The sequence below is a fragment of the Streptomyces sp. NPDC058371 genome, from assembly GCF_042723265.1.
In the GTDB taxonomy this organism is placed as follows: domain Bacteria; phylum Actinomycetota; class Actinomycetes; order Streptomycetales; family Streptomycetaceae; genus Streptomyces.
In genome coordinates this window covers 1,430,462-1,448,350 of the sequence record NZ_JBHXJC010000001.1, presented here as the reverse complement: position 1 = coordinate 1,448,350, position 17,889 = coordinate 1,430,462, and the positions used below count along the sequence as shown (strand labels likewise).

Here is a 17,889-nt window from a genome sequence, read left to right as displayed (position 1 = left end):
TGGGTCGAGGCGGCATCAACCCCGTTTTCCACTTCGGTTCGATCCCTTGACAGCCCTAACCGCCCTCCACAAACTACCGACCATTCGGTTGACCAAAGGGGCCGGATGCACCCGCTGTCGACATTTCTGAAGGGTGATCACTGTGACTGAAGTGACGCTTTCCGACGCCCAAAAACTGCCGGTCGCGACTGGCACCACGTCCCATATCGGTCACGCAACAGCGGTAGGAGCAGCTGGGTTCGCCTGGTGCTCGCTCATCCTGGGCCTGCACACCGCCGGCATCGTCGACGCGGCCGACGGCACGATCGTGCTGGCCGGCACCTTCTTCTACGGCGGCATCGTCCAACTCGTCGCGGGCTTCTTCGCCCTGGCCGCCGGCGCGACGTTCGCGGCCGCCTTCCTGACGGCCTACGGGGCGTTCTGGCTCGGCTACACCGTCATCGAGTTCTGGGCAGCACCCCACATCGCAGGAGCTGCGGCGGCCGCGGCAAAGGCCGGCGGAGCGTCAGCGGAGGCCGCGGCGGCTCAGGGCGGACATGCGGTGATGCAGTCACTGGGGCTGTTCCTCGTCGCGTGGCTCGTCGTCACGGTGGTCTTCGCCGTCGCCAGTCTGGGCACGAACGCGGTGACCGTGACTGCGTTCGCCTTGCTGACGCTGACGATCGTTCTGCTGGTGATCGCCTATCTGGGCGCTTCGAGCGGGGGTGTTCCGAGCGAGTCGGTGCTGCACACCGCGGGCTACATCGAGATCCTGCTGGCCGCTGTCGCCTTCTATCTGGTCATGGCGGAGCTGACCAACGAGGTGCGCGGACGCACGGTGTTCCCGCTCTTCGCCCTGAACCGCGCCCAGCAGACCGGTCCTGTTCCTCACGCAGCGTGACGCGAAACCGTCACCAACCTCAAGGAACCCGCATGAAGAAGCCCAAGACCAGAGCCCGCTTCAGACTGCCCCACACGGCCTCCGTACTGAGCAGCGCTTCCGCCGTGCTCCTGCTCGTGGCCGCAGGACAGACGACAAGCACGGCCCTCCCCGCAGGAGCCACCACCTGGCAGCCGCCGACGGCCTCCTACGCGCCGAGCCGGCCTGTCCACACCACCGTCGTCATGGATGACGGCGTGAAGATCGCCGTCGAAGTCGTCTATCCGACCGATCCGAGCACCGGCGCGCGCGCACCGGGCACCTTCCCCGTGCTCGTGACGCAGAGTCCCTACGGCACGGGGCGCTCCGACCCTGCCGACAATGGCACGTACTTCGTGCAGCGCGGCTACATCTACGTGGCCTCCGCGGTCCGCGGCACCGGTGAATCCGGGGGCCAGGTCGACTGGTTCGGCGACCGGCAGGGCAAGGACGGAGCCGACCTCGTCGACTGGGCGGCGCGCACTCTGTCCGGGTCCAACGGCAAGGTGGGGCTCGAGGGTTGTTCCTACCTCGGGGTGAACCAGTGGTTCACCGCGGCGGCCGTGGAAAGGAACTCCGCGCTGAAAGCCATCGCGCCGTTCTGCACCGACTCGGACTTCTACAACGACCTCACCGCCAATGGCGGCATCCCCACCACCTTCGTGGCCAACATCGCCCAGGCCGAGCCGCGTGGCCCCGAGGACGACCCTGCCACCGACCCGCAGTCCGTGACCATCGCCCAGCAGGCCTCGGGCGGTTCACGCTTGTACAACGATGCGTACTGGCAGTCCCTGAACGTCCAGAAGCTCATGCCGCGGATCGTGAACAACGACATTCCCGCGCTGACCGAGGCCGGCTGGAACGATCTCTTTCCCGGCGGAAACCTCGGCGCCTACCTGGCTGCGCAGAACTCCTACTTCCACCGGCCGCTGACCGCTCCGATCACTGCGGGTGAACCCGTCACCGGCCGGTACCAGGCGATCGTCGGGCCCTGGACGCACGGAGAGCATGTCGACGAGGCAACGCTGCAGGCCATCCGCCTGGAGTGGTTCGACACCTGGCTCAAGAACGCGCCGACCGGCATGGCCGCCACGAAAGCACCGCTGCACCTGTTCGAGAACGGCGCGAACGCCTGGGCCGACAGCGCCGCATGGCCGCTGTCCTCGGACGCCCGGACCTACTACCTCGGCAACGGCTCCCTCACCTCCGCCAAACCGGCAGATCAAGGAAGCGACACTCTCTCCTGGAGTACGGCGACCGCGGCGAACACACTGACGTACACCACCGCCCCACTCACCAACGCGGCCCTGCTCGACGGGCCGACCGACGTCACCCTCTACGCCAAGTCGACGACCACGGAGGCCGAACTGACCGCCACGCTGAACATCGTGGCCCCGGACGGGACGGTGACCAAGCAAGCCGACGGAATCCTCCTGGGCAGCCAACGCGCCGTGGACACCAAGGAGAGCTGGTACGGCGGGAACACTGCCCTGCTCAAGCCCAGTCACCCCTTCACCCAGGCGTCACAGCACTCGGTGACACCTGGCCAGACCACCCGGTACGACATCTCCCTGCTGTCCAACTTCACCAAGATCCCGGCCGGTTACAGGCTCCAGATCACCGTCAACAGCCAGCCGCCGGCCAACTTCCATTTCCCCGTCGCCCCCACCCCGCAGCAACGGGCCGACCTGGCCGGTGGCATCTACACCATCGAACGCTCCCCACAGGCAGCGTCATTCGTCAACCTGCCGCTGACGGCGCCCAGTTCGGCCACTCCGAGCCGTGACGACTGGGGACCGTCCTCCTGAACACGGTGCCGAGACCGGCAGCTGATCGGCCGGTCCGGCTCCGGGTGCTTTTTCAGCGGTAGTCGTCGAGGAGGGCCTCCAGGCCGGCGGAGAGTCCTGCGGGGCCGCCCCGCTCGGCCATGGAGGGGGCGACGGTCCGGAGTCGGGGCAGTTCCTGGGCGGAGATGCGGTGCAGCCCCAGCCGGAACGCCGGGTCCGGCTCGTCGGGCTCGTCGTCCATGGCCCGCAGTTCCACCAGGAGGTACCCGAGCAGCCAGGCGGTGAACGCGCGGTGCACGGCCACTGTGCGGCCGTTCTCGAACCCCGCGTCGTGCAGCAGGGCCAACACGCGTTCATCGCTGCGCAGCACGGCCGCGGGACGGCGGGCCAGCGGTGTGGACAGCAGCCGGGTAGCCAGCAGCGGCACCACGTGCGGGTGACGCAGCGCGACCTGGTAGGTGGCAAGGGCGACGCGGTGCAGTTCCTGCGCCCAGTCGTCCGTCGCCCCCTTCCCGGAGGCCACCGCCAGGTCCCCTTCCAGTTCCAGACAGAACGCCTCGACCAGTCCGTCCAGCAGGGCGCCCTTCCCGCGGGCGTACCGATAGAGGGCCATCGCCTCGACCCCCAGTTCCGCCCCGAGCTTGCGCATGCTCAGCCCGGACAGCCCGTCGCGGTCGACCACCTCCAGTGCGGAGGCCAGTACGCGCTCCCTGCTCAGCCTGCCGTACCGGCCGCGGTCACTGGCCCGGCGTCCTCCGGTGCCTTCGGACTCACTCGGCATGTTTGCCGTCACCTCGCTCAGCCGGCCCGCCTTGACGTAAGGAAACAATAGGCGCAAGGTCGTATATATACGTCGTAAACGTACGACGTCAGCGTACAGCATTCAGCTGTATCTCAGGGTGGAGGCGTCATCCCATGGCGCACAGCGAGCAGGCTTCGGCCCAAGCGGACCGGATCCAGGTGGAACGCCACCTCGCGAGGATCTCGGACGGCAACGTCATCCGGGTGACCGCCGGCGGTCCTGAATTCGGCCCCCGGAGCCCGGCCCGCGCTGTCCGCCCCACCACGTTTGTTCACGTGCTGCCCCGCCGGTATCGGGCCCTGCTCGTGGCCATTGCCCTGGGTTGGGCGGCGAGCTTCGTCTGGTTCTGGTCCTGGTGGCTGCAGCCGGAACACCGGGCCGGCTGGGCGGGCCTGATCGTCAACAGCGCTCTGCTGCTCTACCTCACGGTCCTGCCCGCCTACTTCTTCGTCGCGGCCCTCAGACTGCGCCGGGTCGATCCGACGCTGGCGATCCCCTTGCTGCCGGTCGCCTTCGCCGTGACCCGCGCACCGTCGGAGCCCTGGGCGACCGTCCGGCGCACGCTTCAAGCGATGCTCGCCCAGGACTTCCCCCACCCGTACGACGTCTGGCTGTGCGAGGAGGTCCCCACCGAAGAGGCCACGCTCTGGTGCCGCACCCACCGCGTCCGGACGTCCTCACGGTGGGGCGACACCGCGTACCAGCGAGCCGACTGGCCGCGCCGTACGCGCTGCAAGGAAGGCAACCTCGCCTATTTCTACGACCATTGGGGCTACGCGGACTATGCGGTGGTTTCACAGCTCGACTGCGATCACGTACCTGCCGCCGGCTACCTGACCGAGATGGTCCGGCCCTTCGCCGACCCTGCGATCGGCTATGTCGCCGCCCCCAGCGTGTGTGACGCGAACGGCGCCTCCTCATGGGCGGCCCGAGGTCGGCTGCATCGTGAGGCGGTGTGGCACGGTGCCGTCCAGCTCGGTCACAGCGACGGCCTGGCACCGATGTGCATCGGGTCGCACTACGCCGTACGCACCCGCGCCCTGCGGGACATCGGAGGCCTCGGGCCCGAACTGGCCGAGGACTTCTCCACCACGTACCTGCTCAACTCCGCGGGCTGGCGCGGCGCGTTCGCCATCGACGCCGAGGCGCACGGCGACGGACCGCTGACGTTCGCCGACATGGTGACGCAGGAGTATCAGTGGTCCAGGAGCCTGACCACCATGATGCTTGGCCTGCTGCCGCGCCACCTGCGGCGACTGCCCTTCGTGCTGCGGCTCCGGTTCACCTACGCGCTGGGGTACTACCCCCTCCTGGGCCTGATGATCGTCGGGGGCCTGACGCTCCCACCGGTGGCGGTGCTCACCGGGCTGCCGTGGATGAACGTCAACTACTTCGACTTCCTCCTCCACTTCTGGGCCATGCCCGTCTGGCTGGTGCTGACCCTCCTGCTGATGCGCAGACGCGGACTGCTGCGCCCGCGAGCAGCACCGCTCGTCAGCTGGGAGACCTGGCTGTTCGCACTGTCCCGCTGGCCTTTTGTGATCTTGGGTCTGTTCGGCGCGGCAGCCCAGAAGGTGAACCACCGCCAGGTCACGTTCAAGGTCACCCCCAAGAGTTCCGACCGGCGGCGGCCGCTGCAGTGCAGGCTGATCGTCCCGTTCGCGGTACTCGCTGCCGCCCTCGCCTCCATCGCCCTGCTGGGCGAACTCACCAGTCCTTCGGCCGGATATGTCTTCCTGTGCCTGCTCGCCGCGGTGACCTACGCGGTGGTCGCCGTCGCCATACCTCTGCTGCACATCCACGAGACGGCCCGCGCCACCGGTCTGCGCTTCTCCTTCGCCCTGTCCTCCGCGCGCCTCCCGTTGGCCATCGGCCTGCTCTCGTCCCTGCCGGTCGCCGTGGCGGTCTTGTTCTATCCGGCGTACGCCGCCGCCGTGCTGGGCTGGTGAGTACGGTGAACACGCGGCCGGCAGAGCGAGTGGCCAAGCCGACGAGCGCCCCGTCGACGGTCCTCGTCACCGGTGGGGCGGGCTTCATCGGCAGCCATGCCTGCGTCGAACTCCTCGACCACGGCTACGAGGTGATCGTGGTCGACGACCACTCCAACAGCACCCCGCAAGTGTTCTCCCGGATGGAAAGAATCGCCGGACGCTTCGTCGGTGCCGTCTATGAACTGGACATCCGTGATCGGCCCGCCCTCTCGGCCGTCTTCGACCGACACTCTGTGGACGCCGTCGTGCACTTTGCCGCGCACAAGGCCGTGGGCGAGTCGACACGGATGCCCATCGACTACTACGACATCAACGTCGGCGGAACGACCGCGCTGCTGTCTGCCATGCATGCCCACGGCGTGCACCAGCTGGTGTTCTCATCATCCTGTTCCCTTTACGGCGATGCAGGCCACGGTCCGCTGGACGAGGCGACTCCCGTGGCGCCCACCAATCCGTACGCCAACTCCAAGTGGCTCTGCGAGCAGATCCTCTCCGACGTCTGCCACCGCCGGCCGGATTTCACGGTGCTCTGCCTGCGCTACTTCAACCCGGCCGGTGCGCACCCCAGCGGCCTGCTGGGCGAGGACCCCTGCGGCACCCCGGACAACCTGATGCCGTACGTGGCGCAGGTGGCCATCGGCCGCCAGGAACGGCTGCGGGTCTTCGGCGACGACTACCCGACGCCCGACGGAACTGCGATCCGCGACTACCTCCACGTCATGGACACCGTCGAGGCGCACCGCGTCGCCCTCGACCATCTCGCCGACGGGCCGGGTATGCGGGTCTTCAACCTCGGCGCGGGAAAGGGAAGTTCGGTCCTCGAAGTGATCGCCGCGTTCAGTGCGGCGTGCGGCAGACCCATTCCGTACGACGTCGTCGGGCGCCGGTCGGGCGATGTGCCCGAGCTCGTCGCCGATGCGCGTGCGGTGGCCCGCGCCTGGGATTGGCACCCCACCCGGGACCTCGCCGCGATGTGCCGGGACGCCTGGCACTTCCAGCAGCTCAATCCCCATGGGTACGCCGGCTCCGCCCGGCGGCCGGGCACGAAGGAGTGACGTCATGCGGTTGACAGTCATCGGCACCGGATACGTGGGAACAGTGCACGCAGCCTGTATGGCGGACATCGGCCACGAGGTCCTCGGCATCGATATCGACGCCGAACGGATCGCGTCCCTGTCAGCCGGTCGTGCCCCCATCCACGAGGCAGGTCTGAGCGAACTGCTCGCCCGGACCGTCGCATCGGGACGGCTGCGGTTCTCCACGTCACTCGCGGCGGGCGCCCTGTTCGCCACCACGCACTTCGTGTGCGTGGGCACACCGCAGCGTTCCGACAGCGATGCAGCCGACCTGCGTTTCGTCGACGCCGTCATCGACGGGCTTGCGCCGCATCTGCGTCACGGCAGTCTGGTCGTGGGGAAGTCCACGGTGCCGGTGGGTACGGCGGAACGCCTCGCCCGGCGACTTGCCGGCGCGGCCACGGGCGCCGAGGTCGCGTGGAACCCCGAGTTCCTGCGCGAGGGTTCGGCGGTTCAGGACACCATGCACCCCGAGCGACTCGTCGTGGGCGTCACCTCCGAGCGGGCCGACGCGGTGCTGCGAGAGGTGTACGAGCCCATGCTGCGGGCGGGAGTTCCGTACGTCAGCACCGATCCGGCCACGGCGGAACTGGTGAAGGTGGCGGCGAACTCCTTCCTCGCGACCAAGATCTCGTTCATCAACGCCATGTCCGAGGTGTGCGAGGCAGCCGGGGCCGACGCGACGGTTCTCGCCCGGGCCATCGGCGCGGACTCCCGGATCGGCCCCCTCTTCCTGGAACCAGGTCTCGGCTTCGGCGGAAGCTGCTTCCCCAAGGACATCCGCGCCTTCGCTGCCCGGGCCGAAGAGCTCGGGGCCGGTGCGGCGGTGGTGTTCCTTCATGAGGTGGACCGGATCAACACCCGCCAGCGGCTGCGCACGGTCGAGACGTCGAGACGACTTCTCGGCGGCTCTGTCATGGCCCGCCGGATCGGCGTGCTGGGTGCCGCCTTCAAGCCCGGCAGCGACGACGTACGCGACTCGCCGGCCCTCGCCGTCGCGATGGCCCTCCAGGAGCAGGGCGCGTTCGTGCGCGTGCACGACCCGGAGGCCCTGGACAACGCGCGTGCCGCCTGCCCCGAGCTCGCGTACGCCCTCGACATCCCCAAGGCATGCGAGGACGCGGACCTGGTGCTCCACCTCACGTCCTGGCCCGAGTACCGGCGGATCGACCCCGTGGCCCTGGCCGCCGTCGTGCGGGAACCGCTGCTTCTGGACGCCCGCACCGGCCTCGACGAACCATCCTGGCGAGCGGCCGGGTGGACAGTGCACGCCCTGGGCCGCCCGATGCGCCGCACGCCCGAGCTCGCCAGCGGAGGTGCGTCATGAGGGTCGTGGTGACCGGCGGCAGCGGGTTCCTGGGCTCCCATCTGTGCGAAGCCTTGGTGGGCAGGGGCGACACGGTCTGGTGCCTGGACAACTACTGCACCGGTGAATCCCTCAATGTGGCCCCCCTCCGCGGCCACCCCCGCTTCCGGCTCGTCCGCGCCGACGTGACCACGGCGTTCGAAGTACCCGGCCCCTTGGATGCGGTGGCCCACCTCGCGAGCCCCGCATCGCCCCCCGACTACGGAAGGCTGCCGCTCGAAACCCTGTCGGTGGGCAGCCGGGGCACGGAGAACGCCCTCCAACTGGCAATGCGGCGCGGCGCCCGCTTCCTCCTGGCCTCCACCAGCGAGGTCTACGGCGACCCGGCGCTGCACCCTCAGCCCGAGGAGTACTGGGGGAACGTCAATCCGGTGGGACCGCGCAGCGTCTACGACGAGGCCAAGCGGTACGCGGAGGCGCTCACCATGGCCTACCGTCGCAGCATCGGCGTCAACACGGGCATCGTAAGGATCTTCAACACGTACGGCCCCCGGATGCGTCCCCACGACGGCCGGGTGGTGTCCACCTTCGTACGGCAGGCGCTGGAGGGCAGCCCGCTGACGCTCTACGGGGACGGCAGTCAGACACGCAGCTTCTGCTACGTCGATGATCTCGTCCGCGGTCTTCTCGCGATGCTCGACAGCGGCCACAGCGGGCCGGTGAACCTGGGCAATCCGGCCGAGTGCACGGTCCGGGAACTGGCCCGGCTCGTGATCGAGGCGACGGACTCCCCCTCGACCATCGCATTCGGTCCGCTGCCCGTGGACGATCCGGGCCGCCGCCGGCCGGTCGTCACCCGCGCTCGTGACCTTCTCGGCTGGACCGCACGGGTCCCCCTCGACGTGGGCCTGCGCAAAACGGTGGACTGGTTCATGGCTCAGCCGCACCCGGCACACCGCACCCTCGGGCAGCCCTTGGAGGCTTGATTCCGATGCCGCGCACAACCCTTGTCGCCGTCACCGTGACGTTCCTCGTGGCCGTCGGCGGCGCCTGCGCCGCCACCCCGCACTACGCCCCAGCCGCCGCCACGTACTACGTCAGCCCCCATGGTGATGACGGCGCAAGCGGCTCCTCGGCCGACGAGGCCTGGCGGTCCCTGGCCCGCGCCGAGCGAGTGACACTGCACCCGGGCGACCGGCTGCTGCTGGAGGGCGGTACCCGGATCCCCGGAAATGTGACCGTAGACAGCAAGGAGGCGGGCGACGCGAACCGTCCGGTGGTCATCGGGTCGTACGGCTCCGGACACGCCACCATCGACGCCACGGACACCCCCGGCATCTCCGTGCACGACACGGCCGGCGTGGAAATCCGGGACCTCACCCTGACGGGACAGGGCGCCGCCCGGACCGACGAAGCGGGCGTCAACCTCTACAACGACCTTCCGGCCGGCGGCAGGCAGGATCACGTGACCGTCTCGGATGTGGACGTCTCCGGGTTCCGCGTGGGCATCGCGGTCGGCTCCACGACCGGCACCGCCGGATTCAAGGACGTGACGATCCGACAGGCCGTACTGCACGACAACAAAGACGTCGGACTGCTGACCTACGGCCCAGACTTCGACCCCGCGCGACGCACCTATCCCCACGAGAACATCGACATCAAGGGCGTCGAGGCGTACGACAACCACGGTGACCCGGCGGCGCACGACCGTCACACCGGCAACGGAATCATCCTGGGCGGCGTGCGCCACGCCACCCTGCGCGACTCCAGCGCCCACGACAACGGGGACCGCTCCGCGACCAACGCGACGGCCGGGCCGGTGGGCCTGTGGACCTACGACTCCACTGACGTGCTGATCGAGCACAGCGCGTCCTACCGCAACCACACCGGATCCGGCGTGGACGGCGCCGGCTTCGGCCTCGACTCGAATGTCTCGGACTCGAGGGTTCAGTACAACCTGTCGTTCCAGAACGACGGTTCGGGCTACTACGTCTTCACGCGCTACCGGAACGGCGCCCACACCGGCAACACGATCCGTTACAACATCAGTGTCGACGACGCCCGCAAACTGCCGCGCCACGGTGCACTGACCGTTTACGGCCAGGCTGTCCGGGACCTGGACGTCTACCAGAACACGGTGGTCCTGTCCCATTCCCCCGCCGGCCGCGGCCCCGCGGTGCTCCTGCGAGACGGCAACACCGGCGTGAGGATCCGCAACAACCTCCTGGTCACCGACGGTGAGCCCTTCGTCTCAGCGGATTCCGAACTGGCCGCGAGCAAGGTCTCCTTGCAGGGCAATGACTACTACGCGCCCAAGGGAAGGTGGACCGTGAACTGGGGCGGCCGCTCCTATACGGATCTGCCGACCTGGCGGGCCGGCACCGGGCAGGAGCGCGTGGGCCAGGAGGCGACCGGTCTGACGGCAGATCCCTGCTTCGAGGGAGACCGGCTGCCCGAGCTGGGTTCACCCCAAGACGCGCACCTGGTCACCCCCGGCTGCTCACTCGACGGCCTCGACCTGCGGGCGCTCGGCATCGACCCGGGCACCGTCGACTACTTCGGCCGGGACGTCGGAGATCTGCCCAACGTCGGGGCGGTCCAGCCCTGAGCCCGCCCACAAGGTGCACCGGGCCGCCGCCCGTGCCTACGATCGAAGGAGCCCCAGAGCCAGGCGGAGGGCCCGGCGTCCTGCGACGCAGGGAGGCGTTTGCCATTGCTGCGGGCACATCGTCTGATGGCCGTCTACCTCGTGCTGGTCGTGGCCGCCACGAGCGTCTACATGACCGTCGAGGCGACACGTACTCCTCTGTGGGCCCTCATCGGCCTCGGCGGTGTCACTGCAATCCTCACCGGCACAGGCGTCCATCGCCCCGCACACCGGTGGCCCTGGCTGCTGCTTGCCGCCGGGCTGCTGGCCTCGGCCACGGGCGACACGTACTACAACGTCATGGAAGCGTACTTTCACGCGTCCAACCCGTTCCCCTCCCCGGCGGACGCCTGCTACCTCGCGACGTACCCGCTCCTCGCCTCCGGGCTGTTCGGCCTCGTCCGGTACCGATGGGCCGGCCGCGATCTGCCGAGCCTGCTCGATGCGCTGATCTTCACCGCGGGACTCGCGCTGCCTGTGTGGGTCTTCCTGGTCCAGCCGCTGACCCAGGTGGATGGCCTGTCCTGGCAGGAGCGCGCCATCAGCATCGCCTACCCCCTGGGCGACGTGCTGGTGCTCGCTCTGCTCGTCCGACTGCTCGCGCCCAGCCCGGTGTCAGGGCGTAACCGCGCTGTGCAGCTCCTCGTCCTCGGCACCCTCACCCTGCTCGGCTTCGACATCGCCTACGGGGTCCTGCAGCTCAACGGGACATGGCAGGCCGGAACACTGCTCGATTCCGGCTGGATCGTCTTCTACACGGCCTGGGGACTGGCCGCACTCCAACCGTCCATGGTGGAGCTCACCGCGTCCGTACCCCAGCGGGAGTCCCTGCTCCCGCATCCGAGCCGGCTGTTGCTGCTTGCCGTGGCCACCCTGGTCGCGCCGGGAATACTGCTGTACGAGGGGCTGACGGGCAACGCCGAGGACGCGGCCGCGATCGCCGGCTTCTCCGGTGTGCTGTTCCTGCTCGTGATCCTCAGGCTCACGGGCATGGTCGTGGCCCACCGCAGGGCCGTGGCGCGGGAGCTGGCGTTGCGGACAGCGGCTGCCTCGATGGTGGAAGCGGTCCGGCCGCAGGACATCGCCGAGTCGTGCGACAGGGCGGTCAGCACGCTGTTCGGGCCGAAGGTCCCGCACGGCACCCTGCTGCTGCCGACGGAGCGTGCGCACGACCTGGCGACACGCCGAACGCGTCTGGTGCCCACCGCGGAGCTCGGACCGGACATCCCCAACGTTCTCGGCGGTCTGCCGTTCGTCATGGTGTGCCCCATGATCCCGCCCGACCGGCCCGCCGCGAAGCTGCCGGGCGTGCTGTTGGCGGCCGGCCCGGAGCAGCAACTCGGCGAGATGCGCGGCTCGCTGGAGATCCTGGCCTCACACGCGGGACTCGCCATGGACCGCACAGCACTGCGCGAGGAGGTCATCCGGAAGGAGAGCGAGGCGTACTTCCGCACTCTGGTGCGCAATGCCTCCGACGTCATCCTCATCGTCGACGACGACGACACAGTGCGGTACGCGAGCCCGTCCGCACAAGCCGTGTTCGGCGAGGCTCCGCTGGCCGGCACGGTGCTGCCGGATCTGGTCGACTTCCCGGAACGGCACCGAGTGGCCGGAGCACTTTCGACGATCCGGATCGGCGGGTCGCCCAAGACCCTTGACCACTGGTGGGTGCTGCGCGGCGACGGTCGCATCGAGGTCGAGGTGCGCTGCAGCGATCTGCGCGACGATCCCACGGTGCGGGGTCTGGTCGTCACTCTGCGGGACGTGACCGAGCAGCGCCGCCTGGAACACGAACTGACGGAGCGGGCCTTCCACGACCCGTTGACGGGACTGCCCAACCGGGTTCTGCTGCTCGAACGCATCGAGCGCGCGTTGCTTCGCGGCCGTCGTGCGTCGGCGCTCACGTGTCTGCTCTTCATCGACCTGGACGACTTCAAGATGGTCAACGACACGATGGGGCACACGACCGGGGACCATCTCTTGACGGCCGTCGGCGAGCGCCTGTCGGGAGCGCTGCGCCGCAGCGACACGGCGGCCCGGCTCGGCGGTGACGAGTTCGCCGTTCTCATGGAGGACGCAAAGGCACCGGTCGACGCGGAACTGCTGGCAGCGCAGGTGATCCAGACACTGGGCAGGCCCTTCAGCCTGCCGGGGGGCTCCATGAGCGTCTCCGCCAGTGTGGGCGTGGCCACCGCCAGGGACAGCACGGACGCGGAGGAACTGCTCAGCCATGCCGACCTGGCCCTCTATTCGGCGAAGGCGGCCGGCAAACGCCAGTGGCGCGGTTTCCAGCCCAGGCTGCGAGTACGGATGGTGGAGCGGCACGACATGCAGGCCCGCCTCGACAACGCCGTCGCCGGCGCGGAGTTCGCGCTGCGCTACCAGCCCGTCGTGGACATCACCGCGGGTGAGATCGTCGGCTTCGAGGCACTGGCCCGCTGGCCACAGCCCCGGCACGCGTCGGTCCCGCCGGAGCGGTTCATCGCGTTGGCCGAGGAGACGGGACACATCACACCCCTGGGCGCCTGGATCATGGAGAACGCCGCCTCCGACATCGCGGGCCTGCAACGCCTGGCGGGGCAGGGCGATCCGCCGTACGTCAGCGTCAACGTGTCCGCCCATCAGTTCGGGGACAAGGGCTTCCTGGACGAGGTGCGCAAAGTACTGGGGACGCCCGGCCTCGCCCCGGGGTCGCTGCAGCTGGAGCTCACCGAGACGGTGTTGATGCGCCAGGACCCGCAGGTCCAGTCGGCAATGTGGGCTCTGAAGGAATTGGGTGTGCACATCGCGGTCGACGACTTCGGCACCGGCTTCTCCTCGCTGCGCTATCTGCGGGAGTTCCCGGTCGACGTGCTGAAGATCGACAAGACGTTCATCGACGACATCGCATGGGACCGTCGGCAGGAAGCGCTCGTCGAGGGCATCGTCAACCTGGCCGGCACACTCGGCCTGGGAGTGATCGCCGAGGGAGTCGAAGACTACGCACAGCGGGACCTGCTGGCCGGGATGGGGTGCCGGTTCGGCCAGGGCTTTCTGTTCGCGCGGCCGATGACGGTGGAACAGAGCGGGTTGCTGCTGCGGCAGCCGAAGGAGGAACGAGCCCCGCACCGGACGAACGGCACGCCGGTGGGCGGGGATCGGAACGCCCGCCTGGCGCAGGTGCCTCCCTCCGTCCTGCGGCAGGAGCGTCCGTCCTCACCCAGGGCCGAGCGCGAAACCCCGCGGGCTCGGCGCGAACGGCGCTCGGTCGACCTCGAACACCTCAGGCGGACCAGCCCCATGAGCGACGCTGTCCTCGACGAGGTGCGTGGCCGCCACATCCGCAGCGGAGACCACTGGCTGATCGACTTCGCCTCCTGCAACTACCTGGGCTTCGACTGCGATCCCGAGATCATCGACGCGATCGAGCCCGCCGTACGCCAGTGGGGTACGCACCCGAGCTGGTCCAGACTGCTCGGCAGCCAGCGCCTGTACCCCGACATCGAGGAGCGGCTCGCCACCCTGCTCGGCGCGCCGGACACGCTGCTGCTCCCCACGGCGACCCTCATCCACGCCTCGGTGATCCCCGTCCTGGCCGACCAGGGCCATGTCTTCATCGAGGCGACCGCCCACCGGACCGTGTACGACGGCTGTGCGGTGGCCCGCGGACAGGGTGCGACACTGCGCAGCTTCCGTGCCGAGCGGCCCGACCAACTGGACGCCATGCTGCGCGGCGCGCCGGGGTGCGCACCCCGTCTGGTCTGTGTCGACGGTGTCAACAGCATGAGCGGGAACGTTCCCGACCTGCCGACGCTGGCAGGGATCTGCCGCCGCCGGGGTGCGACGTTGTACGTCGACGACTGCCACGGTTTCGGTGTCATCGGGGAGCGTACTCCGCAGGAGCCGTGTCCTTATGGTGTGCGCGGCAACAGCGTCGTCCGGCACACGGGAGAGACGTACGACGGAATCGTGCTCGTCGGTGGCTTCTCCAAGGCGTACTCATCGCTGCTGGCCTTCCTCGCGCTGCCCTCCGATCTCAAGGACCGTCTCAAGACGGCTGCGGCGCCCTACCTCTACTCGGGTCCGTCGCCGACGGCCTCACTCGCCACGGCTTCGGCCGGCCTCGAAGTCAACGACCGGCGCGGCGACGCCATCCGGGCCGAGCTGCACCGCAAGACCACCCGCGTGCTCGATCACCTGCACGGCCTCGGCGCACAGACGCTCAACACGGACTGCCTGCCGATCGTGGAGATCCCCCTGGCCCATGCGGCCCACCTCGACGCGGTCGCCGCACTCCTGTGGGAGCAGGGCATCTATGTGACGCTGGCAGCCCATCCCCTCGTGCCCCGCGAACAGGTCGGGTTCCGTGTCCAGATCACCGCGCTCAACTCCGACGCCGACATCAGCCGGCTCGCCGACACCCTGACCCTGCTCTCCGAGCGCCACCTGCTGCGATCCAGGGACTGAGCCCGTATGCCGATCCTCAACGACGATGTCGATTGGGACTGTTGGCCCGTCGATGACTACCTCGCGGAGAACTACCGCGAGTTGCACCCCTGTGACGCGGCTGTCATCGCCCACCACTCCGCGGTCTACCGCCGGTTCACACCGGGAAGCATCGGCCGCTCCGTGGAGTTCGGCGCCGGCCCCAACCTCTACCCGCTGATGCTGGCGTCCGCCGCGAGCCGCCACATCGACGCGGTCGAGGCAGGAGCGGCGAACATCGCCTACCTGAAGAGGCAGCTCGACGAGGGGCCCGACGAGGGCTGGGAGCCCTTTCACGCACTGTCCCGACACTTCAACCCGATGGTTGTCGCGCCCATGTCGAAGGCACTCTCACCCGTGCACGTCATCCACGGCGACGTCCGCCTGCTGGCCCCGGGTACCTACGACCTCGCCTCCATGAACTTCGTCGCCGAAGGAATCACGGAGGACTTCGCTGAGTTCACGGACTTCTGCCGGCTCTTCGTGGGCTCCGTGGTGCCGGGCGGGTACCTGGTTGCCGCCTTCATGGAGAACATGCCGACCTACCGCATCGGCCCCGCGTCACGGTGGCCGGGCTGCCCGGTCGACCCGGACCTCGTCGAGGCGGTGTTCACCCCTCTCACCCAGCACCTCACGGTCACGCGCATCGACACCGACCCCACCCTGCCGGACTACGGCGACTCCGGAATGGTCCTGCTCTCGGCGGTCTCGGCGCCGCGCGCCTGAAGTGCGAGCGCCGTCTCCACCAGGGCGATATGACTGAACGCCTGTGGGGCGTTGCCCAGTTGGCGGCGCTGGTCCGGGTCCCACTGCTCGGAAAGCAGGCCGACATCGTTGCGGATCGAGAGGACCCTCTCGAAGACGTCGTACGCCTCCCCGGTCTCGCCGGTGGCCGCCAGGGCGTTGGCGTACCACAGCGAACACGACACGAACGCGCCTTCGGCGCCGGGCACACCGTCCCCCGCGTAGCGGCGCACGAACCCGCCGCGCATCAGCGTCCGCATGGCCCGTACGGTGTCGCGCACCCGTGTGTCGTCCGCGGGCAGGAAGCCGAGCCCGGGCATCAGCAGGGCCGACGCGTCGAGGTCCGGTGAACCGTAGACCTGGACGAACGAGCGCTGTCGCGGGTCCCATCCGTCCCGGCACACCTGGCGCCCCACCGCGTCGCGCATGGCCCACCAGACGTCCGGCACCTCGACGCCGAGCAGCCCACCGAGGCGCAGCGCACGGTCGGCGGCGACCCACGCCATGACCTTGGAATGGACGAACTGCCGAGCAGGGCCACGTACTTGCCACAGCCCCTGGTCGGGATCGCGCCAGTGGACCTGGAGGAAGCGCATGAGGGATCTCACCAGGCTCCACACATGCGCCGGCAGCTCGATCCCCGCCCGCAGGGACAGCCACAGGGCGTCCAGGACCTCGCCGTACACGTCGAGCTGGAACTGACCCATCGCGGCATTCCCGAACCGCACAGGCCGCGACCCCTCGTAACCGGGCAGCCAGGGGGCCTCCGTCTCCGGGAGGAGCCGTTGCCCGGCGACACCGTACACAGCCTGCAGTTCGGCGGGGTCACCCGCGATGGCGCGGACGAGCCATTCGAGCCAGGCAGCCGCCTCCTCGTGGTAGCCGCTGCGCAGCAGGCAGGACAGAGTGAGGGTGGAATCGCGCAGCCAGCAGAAGCGGTGGTCCCAGTTGCGCTCTCCGCCGATGTGTCCGGGCAGCGAGGTGGTGGGGGCGGCGATGATGCCGCCTGTGGGCGCGTAGGTGAGCGCTTTGAGCGTGATCAGGGAGCGCACCACGGCCTCGCGCCACGGACCTTGATAACGGCACTTGGCGCTCCAGTGCCGCCAGAAGTCTCCGGTCTCCTTCAGCGCCGTTTCCGCAGGCACGCAGAGCGGAGCGGGCAGGCCGTCTCTGTGCGAGGGCGCCCAGACCAGTGTCAGGGACAGCCGACGACCTGCCGTGAGGGTGAAGTCGACGACCGTCGACATCTCGTCGTCGAGAAGCTCGACCGGACCGTCGGCGCTCAGCCAGACGGCGTCCGGTCCGGCTACCGCGACGGTGCAGCCGTCGGTGAGACGGGTCCAGGGAACGACCCGCCCGTGGTGGAAACGCAGCCTGAGTTCGCTGCGCAGAGACACGACGCCGGACAGGCATTCGACCATGCGCACCAGGCACGGAAGCTTTGTGCGAGGAGGCATGAAGTCTGTGACACGCACCGTCCCCGTACCGGTCTCCCACTCCGAGTCCAGGACCAGCGTGTCCTTGCGGTACCTCCGGCGCGTGCATGTCCTGCCACCTGCGGGAGCGACACGCCAGAACCCGTTGTCCGACCCGCCCAGCAAAGCGGCCAGACAGGAAGGGGAGTCGAAGCGCGGCAGACACAGCCAGTCGACGGAACCGTCCCTGCCGATCATGGCGGCGGTTTCCAGGTCGCTCAGAAGTGCGTAGTCCTCGATGGGTCTGTTCATGTCGGTACTACGCCGAGGTGCACATTGCCGTAATCCCAGACTACGCCGCCCGTCGGTCTCCCGTACTCCTGCCTGCGACCGCGGCTCCCTGCCCTGCCACTGCCCGTGCCGCCTTCAGACGGGCGTTCTCGCGGTCTGGCGCTTCGGCCGTCGCGGCCGGGCACGCGATTTCGGACGCCGGCCGGGCACTCGGTTCCTGACGCCGGCCGGCCCATGCCTGCCCCAGGTCCTGAAGGATCTTCACAGTGCGGCACGTCGTGCCGACCGCATCCATGGCGTCACCGTTGAGGCCGTCGGCGCCGATCCCGGCCATGCTCTTGGGTAGTACCGCCGACCAGGGCTGATCCGGGTCACGGGTGCCGACGTCCCACGGGTGGACCGGAAGCAGGACCTTGACCCCCGCGCGGTGGAAGTCGGCGACTATCTGCCGTGGCCGCCTCGCCAACC

General features: G+C 69.0%; 11 protein-coding genes. 9 read left to right on the top strand and 2 right to left on the bottom strand.

Annotated features, from left to right (window positions below):
• The first annotated feature begins 151 nt into the window (after nucleotides 1-151).
• Both ACFWM2_RS06340 and ACFWM2_RS06335 read left to right on the top strand, forming a co-directional pair.
• Nucleotides 152-880 carry an acetate uptake transporter gene (locus ACFWM2_RS06340; RefSeq protein WP_383273564.1) on the top strand — a complete coding sequence of 243 codons (729 nt, stop codon included), beginning with the start codon at nucleotides 152-154 and terminating at the stop codon, nucleotides 878-880.
• Between the two features lie 32 nt (nucleotides 881-912).
• Entirely contained in the window at nucleotides 913-2,706 is a 1,794-nt protein-coding gene (locus ACFWM2_RS06335) for a CocE/NonD family hydrolase (protein ID WP_383273562.1), read from the top strand.
• Nucleotides 2,707-2,758: 52 nt separating this feature from the next.
• Here the strand turns inward: ACFWM2_RS06335 and ACFWM2_RS06330 are convergent, their stop codons facing one another.
• A complete protein-coding gene (locus ACFWM2_RS06330) occupies nucleotides 2,759-3,466 on the bottom strand; it encodes a TetR/AcrR family transcriptional regulator (protein WP_383273560.1) in 708 nt (235 codons plus the stop codon).
• 134 nt (nucleotides 3,467-3,600) lie between these two features.
• Between ACFWM2_RS06330 and ACFWM2_RS06325 the strand changes: the two genes are divergently transcribed.
• The 7 genes from ACFWM2_RS06325 (at nucleotide 3,601) to ACFWM2_RS06295 (ending at nucleotide 15,697) form a co-directional block, all read left to right on the top strand.
• Nucleotides 3,601-5,436 (top strand): glycosyltransferase family 2 protein, encoded by a 1,836-nt coding sequence (locus tag ACFWM2_RS06325; protein WP_383273558.1) that lies wholly within the window; start codon nucleotides 3,601-3,603, stop codon nucleotides 5,434-5,436.
• A 5-nt stretch (nucleotides 5,437-5,441) separates the two neighbouring features.
• Entirely contained in the window at nucleotides 5,442-6,533 is a 1,092-nt protein-coding gene (gene galE / locus ACFWM2_RS06320; protein ID WP_383273556.1) for a UDP-glucose 4-epimerase GalE, read from the top strand.
• Nucleotides 6,534-6,537: 4 nt separating this feature from the next.
• Complete coding sequence (locus ACFWM2_RS06315) at nucleotides 6,538-7,881, top strand: UDP-glucose dehydrogenase family protein (protein ID WP_383273554.1); 1,344 nt, start codon at nucleotides 6,538-6,540, stop codon at nucleotides 7,879-7,881.
• Complete coding sequence (locus ACFWM2_RS06310) at nucleotides 7,878-8,846, top strand: UDP-glucuronic acid decarboxylase family protein (protein WP_383273552.1); 969 nt, start codon at nucleotides 7,878-7,880, stop codon at nucleotides 8,844-8,846. Before ACFWM2_RS06315 ends, ACFWM2_RS06310 begins: the two co-directional genes overlap by 4 nt.
• A gap of 5 nt (nucleotides 8,847-8,851) precedes the next feature.
• The gene (locus tag ACFWM2_RS06305) at nucleotides 8,852-10,468 is read left to right on the top strand and encodes a right-handed parallel beta-helix repeat-containing protein (RefSeq protein ID WP_383273550.1); all 1,617 of its coding nucleotides are present in this window, start codon (nucleotides 8,852-8,854) and stop codon (nucleotides 10,466-10,468) included.
• 126 nt (nucleotides 10,469-10,594) lie between these two features.
• On the top strand, nucleotides 10,595-14,953 hold the full coding sequence (locus tag ACFWM2_RS06300; RefSeq protein WP_383273548.1) for an aminotransferase class I/II-fold pyridoxal phosphate-dependent enzyme: 4,359 nt from the start codon (nucleotides 10,595-10,597) through the stop codon (nucleotides 14,951-14,953).
• A 6-nt stretch (nucleotides 14,954-14,959) separates the two neighbouring features.
• Nucleotides 14,960-15,697, top strand: a complete 738-nt coding sequence (locus ACFWM2_RS06295; RefSeq protein WP_383273546.1) for a class I SAM-dependent methyltransferase — start codon at nucleotides 14,960-14,962, stop codon at nucleotides 15,695-15,697.
• Here ACFWM2_RS06295 and ACFWM2_RS06290 read toward each other — a convergent pair.
• Nucleotides 15,643-17,442 carry a glycoside hydrolase family 15 protein gene (locus ACFWM2_RS06290; RefSeq protein WP_383273544.1) on the bottom strand — a complete coding sequence of 600 codons (1,800 nt, stop codon included), beginning with the start codon at nucleotides 17,440-17,442 and terminating at the stop codon, nucleotides 15,643-15,645. The genes ACFWM2_RS06295 and ACFWM2_RS06290 overlap by 55 nt on opposite strands.
• Nucleotides 17,443-17,889: the final 447 nt, after the last annotated feature.

What these genes read in the sequence shown, in the direction of transcription:
- ACFWM2_RS06335 (WP_383273562.1), top strand. Translation starts at nt 913, where the DNA reads ATGAAGAAGCCCAAGACCAGAGCCCGCTTCAGACTGCCCCACACGGCC.
- ACFWM2_RS06330 (WP_383273560.1), bottom strand. Translation starts at nt 3,466, where the DNA reads ATGCCGAGTGAGTCCGAAGGCACCGGAGGACGCCGGGCCAGTGACCGC.
- ACFWM2_RS06325 (WP_383273558.1), top strand. Translation starts at nt 3,601, where the DNA reads ATGGCGCACAGCGAGCAGGCTTCGGCCCAAGCGGACCGGATCCAGGTG.
- ACFWM2_RS06315 (WP_383273554.1), top strand. Translation starts at nt 6,538, where the DNA reads ATGCGGTTGACAGTCATCGGCACCGGATACGTGGGAACAGTGCACGCA.
- ACFWM2_RS06310 (WP_383273552.1), top strand. Translation starts at nt 7,878, where the DNA reads ATGAGGGTCGTGGTGACCGGCGGCAGCGGGTTCCTGGGCTCCCATCTG.
- ACFWM2_RS06305 (WP_383273550.1), top strand. Translation starts at nt 8,852, where the DNA reads ATGCCGCGCACAACCCTTGTCGCCGTCACCGTGACGTTCCTCGTGGCC.
- ACFWM2_RS06300 (WP_383273548.1), top strand. Translation starts at nt 10,595, where the DNA reads ATGGCCGTCTACCTCGTGCTGGTCGTGGCCGCCACGAGCGTCTACATG.
- ACFWM2_RS06295 (WP_383273546.1), top strand. Translation starts at nt 14,960, where the DNA reads ATGCCGATCCTCAACGACGATGTCGATTGGGACTGTTGGCCCGTCGAT.
- ACFWM2_RS06290 (WP_383273544.1), bottom strand. Translation starts at nt 17,442, where the DNA reads ATGAACAGACCCATCGAGGACTACGCACTTCTGAGCGACCTGGAAACC.